Annotated in this window: 17 protein-coding genes and 1 tRNA gene; 5 read left to right on the forward strand and 13 right to left on the reverse strand. The window is 69.3% G+C overall.

Going from position 1 to position 15,380, the window contains the following annotated elements; all coding sequences use genetic code 11:
* Positions 1-70 precede the first annotated feature (70 nt).
* Positions 71-1,120 (reverse strand): Yip1 family protein, encoded by a 1,050-nt coding sequence (locus tag P5G52_RS04680; RefSeq protein WP_301225121.1) that lies wholly within the window; start codon positions 1,118-1,120, stop codon positions 71-73.
* A 127-nt stretch (positions 1,121-1,247) separates the two neighbouring features.
* Between P5G52_RS04680 and P5G52_RS04685 the strand changes: the two genes are divergently transcribed.
* Positions 1,248-1,748 (forward strand): DUF456 domain-containing protein, encoded by a 501-nt coding sequence (locus P5G52_RS04685; RefSeq protein ID WP_301225123.1) that lies wholly within the window; start codon positions 1,248-1,250, stop codon positions 1,746-1,748.
* 3 nt (positions 1,749-1,751) lie between these two features.
* Here the strand turns inward: P5G52_RS04685 and P5G52_RS04690 are convergent, their stop codons facing one another.
* The 4 genes from P5G52_RS04690 to P5G52_RS04705 form a co-directional block, all read right to left on the reverse strand.
* Positions 1,752-3,527, reverse strand: coding sequence for a glycoside hydrolase family 15 protein (locus tag P5G52_RS04690; protein WP_301225125.1), 1,776 nt, complete (start codon positions 3,525-3,527; stop codon positions 1,752-1,754).
* Between the two features lie 25 nt (positions 3,528-3,552).
* Entirely contained in the window at positions 3,553-3,675 is a 123-nt protein-coding gene (locus tag P5G52_RS04695) for a hypothetical protein (RefSeq protein ID WP_301225127.1), read from the reverse strand.
* Between the two features lie 63 nt (positions 3,676-3,738).
* Positions 3,739-5,211 carry a S10 family peptidase gene (locus P5G52_RS04700; protein WP_301225129.1) on the reverse strand — a complete coding sequence of 491 codons (1,473 nt, stop codon included), beginning with the start codon at positions 5,209-5,211 and terminating at the stop codon, positions 3,739-3,741.
* Between the two features lie 36 nt (positions 5,212-5,247).
* Positions 5,248-6,813, reverse strand: a complete 1,566-nt coding sequence (locus tag P5G52_RS04705; protein WP_301225131.1) for a DHA2 family efflux MFS transporter permease subunit — start codon at positions 6,811-6,813, stop codon at positions 5,248-5,250.
* A 113-nt stretch (positions 6,814-6,926) separates the two neighbouring features.
* Here P5G52_RS04705 and P5G52_RS04710 point away from each other — a divergent pair.
* Positions 6,927-6,999 (forward strand) — tRNA-Ala (locus P5G52_RS04710).
* Between the two features lie 67 nt (positions 7,000-7,066).
* Here the strand turns inward: P5G52_RS04710 and P5G52_RS04715 are convergent.
* From P5G52_RS04715 to P5G52_RS04745, 7 genes are all read right to left on the reverse strand, one after another.
* Positions 7,067-7,333 carry a hypothetical protein gene (locus tag P5G52_RS04715; protein ID WP_301225133.1) on the reverse strand — a complete coding sequence of 89 codons (267 nt, stop codon included), beginning with the start codon at positions 7,331-7,333 and terminating at the stop codon, positions 7,067-7,069.
* 89 nt (positions 7,334-7,422) lie between these two features.
* Positions 7,423-8,748, reverse strand: a complete 1,326-nt coding sequence (locus tag P5G52_RS04720) for an alpha-amylase family glycosyl hydrolase (protein WP_301225135.1) — start codon at positions 8,746-8,748, stop codon at positions 7,423-7,425.
* Between the two features lie 80 nt (positions 8,749-8,828).
* Positions 8,829-9,275, reverse strand: a complete 447-nt coding sequence (locus tag P5G52_RS04725) for a hypothetical protein (protein ID WP_301225137.1) — start codon at positions 9,273-9,275, stop codon at positions 8,829-8,831.
* Positions 9,276-9,437: 162 nt separating this feature from the next.
* Positions 9,438-10,280, reverse strand: coding sequence for a cytochrome c oxidase assembly protein (locus tag P5G52_RS04730; RefSeq protein WP_301225138.1), 843 nt, complete (start codon positions 10,278-10,280; stop codon positions 9,438-9,440).
* Positions 10,273-10,755 (reverse strand): DUF2243 domain-containing protein, encoded by a 483-nt coding sequence (locus P5G52_RS04735; protein ID WP_301228648.1) that lies wholly within the window; start codon positions 10,753-10,755, stop codon positions 10,273-10,275. The genes P5G52_RS04730 and P5G52_RS04735 overlap by 8 nt, the downstream gene beginning before the upstream one ends.
* A 93-nt stretch (positions 10,756-10,848) precedes the next feature.
* On the reverse strand, positions 10,849-11,148 hold the full coding sequence (locus P5G52_RS04740) for a hypothetical protein (protein WP_301225140.1): 300 nt from the start codon (positions 11,146-11,148) through the stop codon (positions 10,849-10,851).
* 225 nt (positions 11,149-11,373) lie between these two features.
* A complete protein-coding gene (locus P5G52_RS04745; RefSeq protein WP_301225142.1) occupies positions 11,374-12,657 on the reverse strand; it encodes an alpha-hydroxy acid oxidase in 1,284 nt (427 codons plus the stop codon).
* Positions 12,658-12,764: 107 nt separating this feature from the next.
* Here P5G52_RS04745 and P5G52_RS04750 point away from each other — a divergent pair, with 107 nt between their 5' ends.
* From P5G52_RS04750 to P5G52_RS04760, 3 genes are all read left to right on the forward strand, one after another.
* Positions 12,765-13,451 (forward strand): FadR/GntR family transcriptional regulator, encoded by a 687-nt coding sequence (locus P5G52_RS04750; RefSeq protein ID WP_301225144.1) that lies wholly within the window; start codon positions 12,765-12,767, stop codon positions 13,449-13,451.
* A gap of 200 nt (positions 13,452-13,651) precedes the next feature.
* Positions 13,652-14,197 carry a GNAT family N-acetyltransferase gene (locus tag P5G52_RS04755; protein WP_301225146.1) on the forward strand — a complete coding sequence of 182 codons (546 nt, stop codon included), beginning with the start codon at positions 13,652-13,654 and terminating at the stop codon, positions 14,195-14,197.
* A complete protein-coding gene (locus tag P5G52_RS04760) occupies positions 14,194-14,730 on the forward strand; it encodes a mycothiol transferase (RefSeq protein WP_301225148.1) in 537 nt (178 codons plus the stop codon). The genes P5G52_RS04755 and P5G52_RS04760 overlap by 4 nt, the downstream gene beginning before the upstream one ends.
* Here P5G52_RS04760 and P5G52_RS04765 read toward each other — a convergent pair.
* On the reverse strand, positions 14,702-15,364 hold the full coding sequence (locus P5G52_RS04765; protein ID WP_301225150.1) for an alpha-ketoglutarate-dependent dioxygenase AlkB family protein: 663 nt from the start codon (positions 15,362-15,364) through the stop codon (positions 14,702-14,704). The two genes, P5G52_RS04760 and P5G52_RS04765, sit on opposite strands and share 29 nt — an antisense overlap.
* Between the last annotated feature and the right edge of the window lie 16 nt (positions 15,365-15,380).

Below are 15,380 nucleotides of genomic sequence, written 5' to 3' on the forward strand. Positions count from 1 at the left end.
AGCACCCGAACGACGGAACAGCCCCGGACTCGCGTCCGGGGCTGTTCCGTTGGTCCTGCCGGCGCGCGTGCTACTCGGCGTCGAGGGCGTCGAAGTCGGCGCGGTCGATCTTCCGGTGGTAGCGCATCCCGGCAAGGCCACCCAGGATCGCGCCGAGAAGTGCGACGGCGGCGACCACGAGCAGGGTGATGAGTCCGGGTCCCGTAAGCTCCTGGGCGGAGGGGACGCCGAGGTTCTGGAACCGATCGGTGATGTTCGCCCGGTTGCCGACGATGAAACCGATGATGGCGAGCACGACGGCGACGATGATGGCCCAGAGCCAGACCGCGACGCCCTGCTTCACGCCACTGAATCGCGCCATGCGCCCTGCGACATACCCGCCGGCGAAGTAGGAGAGCAGGAGGATGACGCCGAAGACCACGGCGGCCGTCAGGCCCGCGGTCTGCGCCTCGCCCGATCCGATCCTCACGTCCGCGGGGGAGAGGTCGGCGCCGACGCCGAAGAGCGCAGCCAGTGCGCCGACGAGTGCCGACAGGAGGACGAACATCCCGGTCGCGGTGAGCCAGCCGAAGAACGCCGAGCCGAACTTCATGCCCCCGAAGTGCTCCTTCTCGCGTCGATGGAGCAGCTTGCGGTCCTCGAGGCTCGGCACCCCGGATCCCGCGGATGTGCTTCGCACGTCGCGCTCGCGGCCCCGGTCGTCGGCGTCGGCGCGGGCAGACCGCTTGGGGGCCGTCACCGGGACGACCTGCGTCTGGGGCGTCGTGTCCTCGTTGCGCGGCGAGGCATCGCGCGAGGCCGAGATCGGCGCCGGGGTGTACGCGCGGGTCGGAGTGCTGTCCGAGGTGTCCGAGTACATACCCGGGACGTAGTCGCCGCTGGTGTCGTCCTCCGACGAGTAGGCGCCGGGCACGTAGTCGCTCCCCCCGTCGTGGGCACCGGCCCGTGTCGCGCCGGTCCCGCGACCGTCGGCAGGGGTGCTGTCGGCACGTCCGGCACTGCTGGCGCCTGAGCCCGACCGTCCGGTGTCGATCAGTTCCGTGGGGTTGTCGGGGCCGTCGGCGCGCCGGGCCCCCGCCCCGCGGTCGCCGTCCGTGTTCCCTGTTCCTGGTGTACTCACTGGTCCTCCTGATGTCAGGGCCCGAAGGCTCCCTAAGTTGCCTTAGTATTTCCTCCAGTATTCCACGGCGTTCATCGATCGGGCCGGTGCCCGCGTCGTGCCGCGTACGGGATGCAAGACTGGGGTCATGGATTTACAGGTTTTCATGACGGTCGTCTGCGGGGCGCTGATCGCCGTCGGTGTCGCGGGAGTGGTGGTCCCGGTCCTGCCGGGGAGCATCCTGATCATCGTGTCGCTCCTCGCCTGGGCGCTCACGGTCACGAGCACCGAGGGCTGGGCGGTGTTCTCGATCGGCACGGTGTTCGCGGCGGCCGGTCTCGCTGCGGGCCTCGTCCTCACCGGACGGACCCTCAAGAAGCGTTCCATCCCGGGCAGGTCCGTGACCATCGGAGTCCTGGCCGGGATCGTCGGCATGTTCGTGATCCCCGTCGTCGGCCTGTTCGTCGGGTTCGCCCTCGGGCTGTTCGCCAGCGAGTACGTGCGGCAGCGCGACGCCGGGGCGGCGCTCACGTCGAGCCTCCACGCGCTGAAGGCGACGGGGCTCGGCATCCTCGCCGAACTGGCCCTCGCCTGCCTCGCCGGGACCACCTGGGTCATCGGCGTGTGGATTTACTTCACCACGAGGTGACCCTCAGGACTTGCCCGAGATGGACAGGGCCGCCACGATCAGTGCGAGATGGCTCAGACCCTGGGGGATGTTACCCATAAACGAGTTGTCGGAGGGCTCGATCATCTCCGACATGATGCCGACGTCGTTCGCGAGGGGCAGGAGCTCTTCCATGAGGTCCACCGCCTCGTCACGGCGGCCGACGGCGACGAGCGCCGAGACCGCCCAGTAGGCGCAGGCCACGAAGGTCGCCTCCTCGTCCTGCATGCCGCTGTACCGGTAGAGCAGTGGACCCGCGCCGAGTTCCTCGCGCAGGGCGTCGATGGTGGACGACATGCGCGGTCCCGTGTCGAAGCCGCTGATCGCATGCAGGAGGATCGAGGCATCCAGCTCCGTGGTCCCTGGATACCAGATGTAGCTCTGCCGCTCCTCCGACCAGCCGTGCTCGTGCACCCAGTCCCGGATGCGGTCGCGCTCCGCGGACCATCGCTGCACGGGGCCCTGCAACTGTCCGTGCTCCGCGAGCAGCACGGCACAGCGCAGTGCGTTCCAGCAGCCCAGTTTGGACGTGACGTAGTGCCGTTCCTCCGGCAGTTCCCACATGCCGGCGTCGCGGCGCTGCCAGACATCGCAGGTGAGGTCCGCGAGGTCGGCGAGCTGCCGCATGGTCGCGGGATCGAGCACGTGACCGGCCTGGACATACTGCCAGACGATGTCGAACACGTCGCCGAAGACGCCCAGCTGCAATTGCCCCGCCGCCGGATTCCCGTCGACCACGGGACCGTTGTTGCGCCAGCCCGTGGCGTCCGGACGACGGGTACCCTCGGGGATGCTGCCGTTCAGGTGGGTGAACACCTGAAGGTCGGAGCCCTGGGACCGGAGGTTCTTGAGCATCCAGGACGCGGCACCATGCACCTCCTCGCGGAGCCCTGCGCGGGTCAGCGAATGCAGCGTGTAGGCGGTATCCCGTACCCACGCATAGCGGTAGTCCCAGTTCTTGCCGCCGGCTGCGCTTTCGGGCAGGGAGGTCGTCGCGGCGGCCGCGATCGACCCGGACGGGCTGTGCAGCAGCAGTTTCAGGGTGAGGGCGCTGCGCAGGACGGCGTGCCGGTAATCGCCGTCGTACGCGAAGTTGTCCGACCAGGCCTGCCAGTTGCGGATGGTGCGGTCCACGCCGTCGTCGATGGTCCGCGGGTCGGGGAGCGGCAGCGGCTCGCCGTGCGTGGAGACCACCGCGACGAGGTGCCGCGATCCGGCCGACGTCGTGAAGGCTCCCTCGACGGAGCGGCCCTCCGGTGTCTTCAGGCCGTGGTCGATGCCGAGGACACCGAGACCGACGGCGTCGATGCGGAGGACGGGGTGCTCCGGCCCGTTGTCGAGCCAGGGCGAGGCGGAGCCGAAGCAGGTGCCGGGCGTGACGCACCATGCCATCTCCACACGTCCCGTCACGCCGTCCACCCGGCGGGCGAGCTCGCCCCAGGGCAGCCTGCCGGCCACGCCGGTATTCAGTGAGTCGGTGACGCGGACGGTGCCGGTCGCGGTGGTGTAGGTCGTCTCGAGGACGTTCGAGCCGTCCGCGTACCGGCGTTCCACCGTGAACTCCGCCGTGGGTGCCAGGGCCAGGAAGCCTTCGCCCGCATCGAGCAGGCGGGCGAAGGCCGGCGTGGAATCGAGGTCCGGTGTGGGATACCAGTCGATGGATCCGTCGAGCGACACCAGGGCTACCGTGCGCCCGTCACCGATCGCGGCATAGGAGCGGATGTCGGCGAAGCCGTCCTCGTCGCGCAGTGCGATGACCAAGCCCCTTCCGTGCAGCCCGCTGGTGCTACCTGCCGTACGTGCCCTTGTACCGAGTCTTGTTGGCCCGCGGCTGCTGGGTGGTGCGGCGCTTGTTCAGCACGCGGGACGCGACGATGGGCACCAGGGCCCAGATGATCCTCTTCAGCATGGTGATGTCCTTACGGTCGGTGACCGGCGTCGGCTGTCGCGGTCGTTATCATCATCCTACTTACTATCCCTGGCCCGTCTGCCCCTCGGTGACGAAGGCCCGCAGGGCCCGGAGCTGGGCGTCCCGTGCTACGGGGTTGAGGTACATCATGTGTCCGGCCTCGTGGTAGTGGTGCGTGAACCGGGCGCGCGCGGCCTCGTCGAGGTTCATGTGCGCCCAGACGTACTCGGCGGCGAAGTGCGGCGTCGCGCCGTCGTGGTAGCCGTAGTCCACGTGGACCCGCAGCGTGGGATTGTGGGCGAGGAGCCGCTCGAGGACGCCCGAGACGTCCACGGGCGCACCCTCGAACGTCCTGTAGCTCCAGGGCTGCACGCGGGCGGTCAGGATCTCGTAGGGGAGGTCGTTCTCGTAGCCGAGCTCGGCCCGGACGTAGTGGTTCATGGCGGCCGAGTAGGGCCCCGTGATGGCCCGGAGGCTCGGATCGTCGAAGGAGTCGGACGACTGCAGGTTCTCGGGCCGTGCCGCGAACCGCCCATCGATGCGGCCGACCGACAGGCCCTCGGACCGCAGGAGCTCCGCGGCGAACTCGTGGTACGCCCAGCGGAGGTTCGTGCGGCGGATGAAGCCCTCGTCGAGGGTGGTGATGGCATGCAGGCGCGCGACGGCCTCGTCGTACTCCTCCGGCGTCAGCCGCGTGCCCTGCGTCAGCGCGTAGCCGAAGTCCCGGGCCGCGTACTCCTCGGCCTCGCGGACCACGTCCGTGAGCTCCCGGTCGCCGTGCCGGCCGTGGTAGTGCGCAATGGCGGCATAGGTGGGCAGATGCAGCGCGTAGGGGAGGTCGCTCCCGGGGAAGAACCGCAGGGTGGACATGTTGAGCACCGTCGAGATGAGGCCCAGTCCGTTGACCGCCATGCCGTAGGCGTCGAAGAGCCGCCCGGCCACCGCAACGGCCCGCAGGGTCCCGTAGGACTCCCCGACGAGGTACTTGGGGGAGAGCCAGCGGTTGTTGCGCGTGGTCCAGAGCCGGACGACCTCCGCGACGAGGTCCCGGTCCTGCACGAACGCGTGGAACTCGTCCGCCTTCTCACCTTCGACGACGCGGGAGAAGCCGGTGTTCACGGGATCGATCAGGACGAGGTCGCTCGACTCGAGCAGGCTGTCGGGGTTGTCGACGAGCCCGAAGGGCGCGGGTGTCATGGTCCCGGCGTCGCCGGAGTCCACGAGGCGCGGCCCCAGCAGGCCCAGGTGAAGCCATACGGACGCGGAGCCGGGGCCACCGTTGAAGGCGAAGGTCACGGGGCGCCCGGGCTCGGGATCCTGCTTCGTGTACGCGACGACGAAGATCTCGGCCTTCGGCTTGAAGCCGTCAGCCTTGCCGTCCTTCGTCTCCTCGCGCCGCAGCACGAGACGTCCGGTCGTCGTCGTGTACTTCAGGCCGGAGGGGGAGGTGTGCTCCCGGACGACGAAATCGTCCGACACCTCCTTCGCCTCCGGGGTGCCCGCATCCTTCTCGATGTCCTTCATCTCATCAGCCATGCGAGAAGACTACCGGTAGTTCCCTGAGGCAACAGCTCAGGTGTCGGCCGCTGTCGCTTCCCGCTGCCGGTCGGCCGGCGCCGGATGGGTGCCGGGACCGCGGGCGGCACCGGCGTCACTCTCCCATACGCGGTTCTGCTGGGGCCTCGCGAAGAACAGGGCTGCCGCGAAACCGACGATGATCACGATGGCGGGCAGGTAGAGCGACTGCCCCATGGAGAGGGCGTACCCCGCCTTCGCCTCCTCGGGAAGGGCCGTTCCGGGTGTCGCACTGATGCCCCCGCCTCCGAGATTGGCCATCAGCCGGGACTGCATCACGGCTGCGACGGCGGCACTGCCCAGGACGGCGCCCATCTGGCGGGTCGTGTTGTAGACGCCGGAGCCCGCTCCGGCGAGGGAGGGTGCGAGATTGCGTGTGGCCGTCAGGGACACCGGCGCCCAGATCCCTGCGCTCGAAAAGCCGAGCAGGGAGATGGGGAGCAGGAGCTGCCAGATGGGGACGTCCGCCGTGAGGATCGAGCCCATCCAGAAGAGGGCTGCGGACATCCCGGCGAAGCCGGCGATCGCGATGTACTTCGGATTGCTGCGCTGCACGTACTTGCCCACGAACGGGGCGAGGACACCCGAGATGACGGCCATCGGGGTCAGCAGGAGGGCTGCCTGCGTGGGCGAGAGACCGCGCACCGTCTGCGCGTAGAGCATGAGCGGCAGCGACATGGTGGTGATCGAGAAGCCCATCGCGGTGATGGACGTGTTGGCGAGGGAGAAGTTGCGGTCGCGGAACAGCGTGAGGGGGACCAGCGGCTCTCCGCGGTTGAACCTCTGCCAGGCGACGAAGGCGACGAGCAGGAGGATGCCGGTGATGATGAGCGACCACACGGAGAGGGGGCCGGCGATGGTGCCCCAGTCGTAGCTCTCGCCCTCCTGGATTCCGAAGACGAGGCAGAAGAGGCCGGCCGCGCTGAGGAACACCCCGAGCATGTCGAAACGGTGGGACGTCGTCGGGAGGGTGGGAACGAGGCGTGCGGCGAGGATGAATCCCACCACGCCCACGGGGACGTTGATGAAGAAGATCCATTCCCATCCGGCGGAGTCGACGAGCACCCCGCCGAGGACGGGCCCGACGAGTGTCGCGACACCGGCCACGGACCCCCAGAGGCCCATGGCAGCGCCACGACCCTCGGGCGGGAAGATCCGCGTGATGACGGACATGGTCTGCGGGGTCATGAGCGCGGCGCCCAGCCCCTGCAGGACACGGGCGATGATGAGGATCTCCACGGTTCCGGACAGTCCGCACCACGCGCTGGAGAGCGTGAAGACCACGAGGCCGACGAGGTAGACCCGCTTCGGTCCGAAGCGGTCTCCGAGCCTGCCCGTGACGAGCAGCGGGACGGCGTAGGCCAGCAGGTAGGCACTCGTCACCCAGATGACGCTGTCGATGCCTGCACCGAGCCCCTCCATGATGGCAGGCGTGGCGACGGACACGATGGTCGAATCGACGAGGATCATGAAGAACCCGATGACGAGCGACCACAGGGCCGGCCAAGGCCGGACGTCGTTCTGGAGCGGGGCAGGCGCCGCCTGGGAGGGATTGCTGGACATGGTGCAAAGGCTACTCCCACAGGCTGACACTCCGGAGGCCGTGCCGGTTCGTGCGCCGCTTTGGGCTAACGCCACCCTCTTGGGTACAGTGTTGGTGTTCGGAAGTGGTATCCGGGGCTTTAGCTCAGTTGGTAGAGCGTTTCGTTCGCAATGAAAAGGTCAGGGGTTCGATTCCCCTAAGCTCCACGGTTCGGAAGAGGCGAGGCTCCTGCAGGAGCCTCGCCTCTTTCGTCGCAGCGTGTCCGAGGATGGCCTATTCCTCGGCAGCCTTCCGCGCCCAGGGCCGTGCCGCCAGGATCCGGGCCAGGGGTCCGAGCCAGGACATCACCACCAGGAGGGTGAAGGTGCTGCTCAGTGACGATCCCAGAGTCGTCGAGGGGACGAGCTGGTGGAAGCCCACGAGGAGTGCCGCCACCAGCAGGAGCTTCTTGAGGCCGTTGAGCACCTGCTGCGGAACAGGACGCGGCCAGGGTGTGAAATCGACCGTATCGGTGTCACGGGACAGGTCTTCCGGACTCATGCGGCCCTCCTCTGCAGTGCGGCGTGGAGTTTCATTATCCCCGGTTCCCGCGCCGACGTCGCTCGGGTTCCCGAACGGCAGCCCAGGTGTCAGCCGAGGACGGCCCAGGCCCGGGGCGGCAGGGTCGCCCTGCCGGAGGACGCGTCGAGGGTCGCCTGTCCGGCGAGTACGGACAGCGGCCCCGTAGCCGGAACCGGCTGGGCATCGGAGGAGAGGTTCAGTGCGACCACGAGGGCTTCCGGGCCCTCGACCGCGACGCGGTACGCGAGCACCTCGTTGGACAGCTGCAGCACCTCGGTCCTCGCGCGGTGCAGCCAGGGGTGGCGGCGCCGGACGCCGATGAGCTCCTGGTGCACGTCGAAGACGGGCCGTCCTACGGGCGAGAGGTTCCCGGGCGCGGGTGGGAAGAGTGGCCGGACGTCGTCGTCGCCCCCTGCCCTGTCCTCCTTGATGCCGCGGTAGCCCTGCTCGTCCCCGTAGTAGATGGACGGTGTGCCCCCCACGGTGAGGAGGACGGCGACGGCGTGCGGCAGCAGGGCGGGGTCGGTGAGCCTGCTCGCGATCCGTGTGACGTCGTGGTTGCCGAGGAACGTGAGCGGTGCGAAGGATCCGAGCAGCGCGTTGTGCCGCTCCAGCGCGGCGGCGAGTTCGAAGAGGTTGGCGTCGTTGAGCGAGCTCCACACGGCCTTCCACAGTTCGTACTGGGTCGCTGAATCGAGGCCGCCGTCCCGGACCTCGGAGGCGTAGTCGCCGTGGATGTACTCGCCGACGAAGTAGGCGTCGGGGTGGGACGCGTGGACGCGGGCGGTCACCGAGGCCCAGAACCGCGCCGGGACGGCGTAGGCCGCGTCGAGCCGCCAGCCGTCCGCGCCGCGCCGGAGCCAGTGCTCCATCACGTCGACGACGAAGTCCGCGACGGCCGGCTCGTCGTGGTTCAGGGCCACGAGGTGGTGGTGGCCTTCGAAGTCTCGGTAGCCCGGTTCGGTGCCGGGGCCGGCGCCGTCGGGCCAGTCCAGCGTGAACCAGGAGGCGGTCGCCGCTCCCGGACCGTCCGTGAGCACGTCCTGGAACGGGGTGAACGAGCGCCCGGTGTGGTTGAAGACGCCGTCGAGCAGGATGCGGAGTCCGCGCCGGTGCGCCTCGCGCACCAGGGTGTCGAAGTCCTCCGACGTCCCGAGGCGGGCGTCGATCCGAAAATAGTCGGTGGTGTCGTAGCCGTGCGTCTCCGACGCGAACACGGGACCGAGGGCCAGGCCCGACGCTCCCAGTTCCACTGCGTAGTCGAGCCACGGCACCAGGTCCAGGAGCCGGTGCATGGCGGCGGGCTCCGCCGTCGCGGCCTTCTCCGCCCCGATGAACCCGAGGGGGTAGACGTGCCACCAGATGGCGTGCTGGACCCAGGCGGGTTCGTTCATGGCGTGTGGCCTTTCCGTCGATCCGTGACCCGGCCCGCGGACAGGGCTGCGGGCCGGTCCGGTCAGGGCCGGCGTGCTGCCTAGCCTACGTCGAGGAGGCGTCCTCCCGAGGCGAGCTGCTGCACCTCGCCGGGCTCCAGCTGCGCGGCCTCGGCGATGTCGACGATCGCCGCACCGGCGTCTGCTGCTTCGACCACCGCGGACTCGAGTTCGTCGGTGAGCTGGTCGAGGTGCCACTGGATCGACTCGAGGTCCGCCGCAGCCGCCGCGACGCGGCGCAGGGCAGGAGACAGGGGGTATGCGAGTTCGGCGGGCTCCTCGTGCGAGAGCTGGAAGCCGCACGAGCAGGCCCAGACGAGTTCGACGTCGAACCCGGCGGAGGGCTGCGGAATCATGCCGTAGGAGGACCCCACGTAGGAGGTCTCGCGCAGGGTCATGGGCTCACCACAGTGGAGGGGGGCTCCTACGGCCGTATCTCCTGCGCCGATAGCGGCGATAGCGCTGATGGCACTGATTGTCTGCGTCATGGCTCACTTACCTTTCGATCAAGAATACGAACCATACTGTCAACTAGTTCTACAAACTAGTTATATGCGGACTGACATACTGCTGTCCACTTGAGGATGGTGACCGCAGGGTGAACAGTCGGCGCTGGTCCGTGGTCGAGAGGCTGTCGGGAACCGGCAGTGCTATCCGGCGGATCCGGGGAGGGGCGCGCCCGCCCCTCGCGCTGCCGGGCCAAGCCGCCGTCCTGCCGCCCGGTAGACCTGGGCGCAGAATGCCACGAGGAGCATCACATGGACGGCGTCCCCGCCGTAGTACATGAGGTGCGCTGCCTGCTCCGCATCGGGTGGCACGGCGCCCTGGCCCGCGAGGGAGGAGAGATGCTTCGACACCACGGAGTGGACCGCGATGCCGACGACGATCGCACTACCCCTCAGCCATGCCGGTGCCCGGTGGGGGTTCGGGTCCACGCCGACGACGGCGTATGTGAAGAGAACGCCCGACACGAGCAAGTGGAGGTGGAGCAGCGGCCCGAGCACCGGATGATGGGCCAGTCCGAGGGCGGCGCCGTCCCGGTACAGGAGGGCCAGGGGGATCGTGGAGAGCAGTGTCGCAACCACCGGATGCGTGCCGATCCGCAGCGGCGCCGTACGGGCGAGCCGGCTGTAACGGCGCCCGACGGACGCGGGGACGGCCCGGAGGAACAGGGTCGCGGGAGCTCCCAGCACGAGCAGCAGCGGGACGAGCATGCCGAGGACGAGGTGGACCACGGTATGCGCGGTGAAGCTGTCGACGGCAGCCCGTGCGAGCGGCCCCGTCGAGACGAATCCCAGGCCGGTCCCGGCCAGCCAGGCGGCAGTTCGGCGGACCGGCCATCCGCTCCGTCCCCGCAGGACCGCACCGCGGCCCGCGGCCAGGTACAGCACGGCGAGTCCCAGCCAGACGAGCACGATCCCGGTGTCCAGGGGGAAGCTGTCGATGCCTTCGGGAACCGGCACCGGATGCCCCGGGCCGGAGTGGTCAGCCACGCCGGGTCTCCGCGCGCCGTGCCGCGAGCAGTACCGAGACCCCCGCGAGCAGGAATGCGAGGGCCGCGCCGTTCCATGCCAGATCGTAGGGGAGCAGGTCCACGCCGTACCGGACCTCGTGCAGGTCGAGGAGCTTGTGCTGGACCAGGCCGTCGAACAGCTGGAAGCCGCCGATGCCCACGAGGATGCCACCCAGCCAGCGCCGGGCCTGGAGGGCGCTCCGCCGTCTCAGATCGGCGAAGAGGAAGAGGGATGCAACCGTCGCGAACCAGCTGAACGCATGGAACACGCCGTCGGACACGAGGCCGGCCGCGGGCGTGGACCTGTCATAGAAGTGGTGCCAGTGGAGGAGCTGGTGGAAGACGGCCTCGTCGATGAACGCGATGACCCCGCACCCGAAGAGGACGCCGACGAGGACGTTGCGGCGCTGGAGGGCGACGGCATGCTGCGCGGGCGGCTGGGTGGACGAAGCGATGACGGTCCCCGTCGTCGGAGGGTGCGGACCCTGTCCAGCGTGCCAGCCGCCTGCTCGGACCGTCCAGCATTTTCCCGGTGCAACGGGAGGTGGTCAGGAGACCTTCTCGCCGTACCACCAGTGGGCAGGCTGGAGCGGTGGCTGCTGCGGTGCGGCCGGGAGTTTCACGACGACGGCGGTGTAGGGGCGCCGGCGCGTCAGGGCCATCTGGATTCCTGCGAGCAGCGCGGCGGCGATCGATACCGGTATGACGACGGCCAGCGCGTACATCGCGAGCACGGCGTGCAGTGGCGAATGGTAGAGACCCTCCATCAACGCGGCGCCGCCGAGCCACAGCCACAACCAGAACAGGCCGACCACGTAGAGCAGCGACCGCGCGCGCCTGTAACGCAACGGAAAATGCTTCCGCCCACGTCCCATATTTCGTCTCCCCAGACTTATGTTCGGGCCCGCCCCAGGCAGGTCCACTGGGGAAATAATAGACCCCCTCCGGGGCTTTCCCGGTGTCCGTCATCAGAATGAGACGTGGCGAATCGGGGACGGCCGGAACCGCCGCACCCCCGGGCCCATTCGTGGGCCCGGGGGTGCAGGCCGGCCGCGCCGGGCCGCGTCAGGGCGTCAGGGTGTCACGGCGACTTCGCGCAGGTCCGCCGTCGCGTCGCCGAGCAGCCGGACGTGGTCCGGGGTGAGGTCCTCGATGCGGTTCACCCCGAGCAGCTGCATGGTACGCGCCGTCTCCCTGCCGAGGATCTCGATGGTGCGGTCCACGCCCTTGCGGCCGCCGGCCATGAGTCCGTAGAGGTAGGCGCGGCCGATCAGCGTGAAGTCCGCTCCGAGGGCCAGGGCTGCTACGACGTCGCCACCGCTCATGATGCCCGTGTCCAGGATGATGTCGGTCTTGCCCTTGAGCTCGGCTGCGACGCGGGGCAGCAGGTGCAGCGGGATGGGTGCCCGGTCGAGCTGGCGTCCGCCGTGGTTGGACAGGATGATGCCGTCCGCTCCGTGGTCCACGGCCTTCTTCGCGTCGTCGAGCGTCTGGATCCCCTTGACCACGAGGTTTCCCTTCCACACGCTGCGCAGCCAGTCCAGGTCCTCGAAGGTGAGCGTCGGATCGAACATCGAGTTGATGAGGTCGGCCACGGTGCCCGAGTAGCGTGAGAGCGAGGCGAACGAGAGCGGCTCGTGGGTCAGGAAGTTGAACCACCAGGCCGGCCGGTACGAGGCGTCGAGAACGGTCTTCAGGGTCAGCGCCGGCGGGATGGTCATGCCGTTGCGGACGTCGCGGAGCCGGGCGCCGGCCACCGCGGTGTCGACGGTGACCATGAGGGTGTCGTTCCCCGCGGCGGCCGCGCGGGCGATGAGCTCCATCGAGCGGTCCCGGTCCGTCCACAGGTAGAGCTGGAACCAGTTGCGCCCGTTGGGGGCGGCCTCCGCCACGTCCTCGATGGAGGCCGTGCCCATGGTGGAGAGCGTGTAGGGGATGCCTGCCGCTGCCGCCGCCTGCGAGCCGGCGTACTCGCCCTCCGACTGCATCATGCGGGTGAAACCGGTCGGCGCGATGCCGAACGGCAGGGCCGAATCCTTCCCGAGGATCGGCGTGACGGTGCTGACGGTCTGCACGTTGCGGAGGATGCCCGGCCGGAACTCGAGGTCGAGGAAGGCCTCCCGCGCACGGCGGAGCGAGATCTCGGCCTCGGCGGCACCGTCCGTGTAGTCGAAGGGTGCCGTGGGTGTCCGTCGCTTGGCCATGTCGCGCAGGTCCCAGACGGTGTTGGCCCGCCGGAGCCGGGCGGCTGCGCTGATCTCGGGCTTCTTGAACTGCATGAGGGGAGCCAGGTCCGCGACCCTGGGGACCCGGCGCCTGAGGGCCGGGGGAACGGGTGCGCTGGAGGATGGGTGCATGGGGTGCCTTTGCTCGTCGTCGGCCCGGATCACGGTGGCGGATCCGCCTGAGGTCTGACCACAGATCCTACGGCCTGTGGTCGGACCACACAAGCTATGCTGGCCGCATGCGCAATCATCAGGTGGTCTCGGCATGGCTCGAGCAGGAACTTGCCGCGGGGCGGCTCGCCATCGGGTCCCGGCTGCCCGGCGAGCGCACCATGGCGGAGCAGCTGAAGATCTCCCGGGCCTCGGTACGTGAGGGTACGCGGGTCCTGGAGGCCCTCGGCGTCGTCCGCGCCGGTGTCGGGTCCGGGCCCCTGGCGGGCACGGTCGTCACGGGAAACCCCGCACTTGCCCTCGACTCCGCCCTCCGGCTGCACGTGGCAAGCACCCACCTGCCCATCAGGGACATCGTGGAGACGCGCCTCCTGCTGGAGACGTGGGCGGCGGCCCACGCGTCCCCGGACTCGCCATCCCTCGAGCGGGCGGCCCGGCTCCTCGACGAGATGGATCAGCACGACGACGGCCCGGCGGGGTTCCTGGAGCGCGATGCGCTCTTCCACGTCGCGCTCGCGGAGGCGGCCGGGAACGTTCTGGTGGGCGCCATGATGGGATCGCTGCGCGGGTCCATCGAGGACTACACGCGGCGGTTGACCGCAGGACTTCCCGACTGGACAGCGACGTCGGAGAGGCTCCGGCGGGAGCACCGCGCGGTCCTCGGCGCCGTGCTGGCCGGCCAAGGGGGCCGGGCCGCGGACCTGGTGCGGGATCATATCGAGGGTTTCTACCGCGAGTCGGGTGTCTCCGCCTGAGGTCCGGTTGTTGACAGGGGCCGACCTTTCCAATATCACACACGTCACCTAGACTGCAGGAACTGTCGAGCAGGCGGCTGAGGACCCACCCGGATGTGGAGTTGACCATGGAACACTTGCCGCACATTCTCGAGCATTCCGCCGCACGTCAGGACGGGGCAAGTCCGTCGGGGGGAACCCGGCGTGTGCATCTTTCCGCCGTGCCGCAGGCCCAGGAAGCCGACTTTCCGAGCGACCTCGCCGGGGCATCGACGCGCCATCTGCGGATTCTGTGCAACCGCACCTACCAGCTCCTCGATCTGGACCGTCCGGCCCTCGAGACACGGGAGCGGTACGACGCGCTCGTCGAGGAACTCACGCGGCGTGAGCGCGACGCCGTGCAGCGCGGCGGAGTGGACGACGCCCGTGAGACGTTCCGCGACAACGCCCTCTTCTCCCGGTTCGAGCTGTACCGCAAGGGAATCATGGCCGGGTATGTGCAGTACGAGATGCGCGGCGGGGACATCCTCCTGCTGCACGCCGTCGTCGACCCGAAATTCCGCCACCTGGGCCTCGAGCCGGTGCTGATGCAGGCCGTACTGCTCAATGCGCATCGCCGGCGCCTGGGCGTCGTGCCCTGCTGTCCCGAGGCGCTGGACTTCCTGGCCGCCCACCCGCAGTTCCTCTCGCTTCTTCCCGCCCAGCAGCGCCGGCGGTTCAGGGTGCTGGCGTCCGGTTCCGCCGCAGCCGGGCAGGAGCGCCGGTGACATCGGCCGACGTCCTGACCGAGGCGTACGGCCGGCTGCCCGACCTGGTGCGCCGTGCCGTCGACGGTCTGGAGGCGGACCAGCTGTCCATCCGGCCGGGTGGCACGGCGAATTCCGTCGCCTGGCTCATCTGGCACCTCTCGCGGGTGGAGGACAGCCACTTCGCCGAGGCGTTCGGCCATGAGGAGGTGTGGCTGGCACACGGCTACGCCGACCGCTGGGCCCTGGAGCTCGACCGGGATGACACCGGCTACGGGCATTCACCGGACCAGGTGGGCACCGTCCGGGTCGGTTCGGCGCAGCAGCTGCTCGACTACTTCGACGCGGTCCACCAGCTGGCGCAGAGCCTGATCGCGGGCCTCGCGGACGAGGACCTGCAGCGGGTGGTCGACGAGCACTGGGACCCGCCCGTGACGCTCCTGGTCCGGCTGGTCAGTGTGGTGGACGATGCCGTGCAGCATGCGGGACAGGCCGCCTACGCGCGGGGAATGATCCTCGAAGGACCTAGCCCAGGCCCGTCTGCCGCACCGTGATGTTGAGCCGCCCCTCGAACCCGATGCCGGGAGGCGCCGTGCCGGGCATGGTCCTGAGGACTCCGTGATAGGCGAACCGTGAGGGCCCGCCGAACACGAAGAGGTCGCCCGACCGGAGTTCCACGTCCTGCCAGGGACGATTCCGGGTCTCGGTGTTGCCGAAGCGGAAGACGCACGCCGTGCCCAGGCTGAGGGACACCACGGGCGCGTTCACGCGTTCCTCCCGGTCCTGGTGCATGCCCATCTTCGCGGCGTCGTCGTAGTAGTTGACGAGGGCGGCATCGGGTTCGTAGGACGCGCCGGCCTCCGGCCCGTAGGCCGCGGTCACGGCGTCGCGCCCCAGGGTGCGGAGCACCTCGGGGAACGGCGCGACGGCGCCGCCGCCGGCGTCGTCGGCAGTGCGGCTGTACCGGTAGGGGAGCCAGTGCCAGCCGAGGCTCACGCTCTTCACCGACATGACTCCGCCGTTCGGCATGGTGACGGCCCGCATCGGCACAGGTCCGCTCGCCCAGGTCCGGCACAGCGCAACGAGTTCCCGCTGACGCCCGAGGTCCAGCCAGTCGGGAAGATGCACGGCGCCCGGCGCCAGCTCCCGGAGCGGACGGGGGATCAGGGCGTCGATCGGATCGGTCATCCGACCATTGTGCGCC

The organism is Arthrobacter burdickii (genome assembly GCF_030433645.1).
Classification (GTDB): Bacteria; Actinomycetota; Actinomycetes; order Actinomycetales; family Micrococcaceae; genus Arthrobacter_D; species Arthrobacter_D burdickii.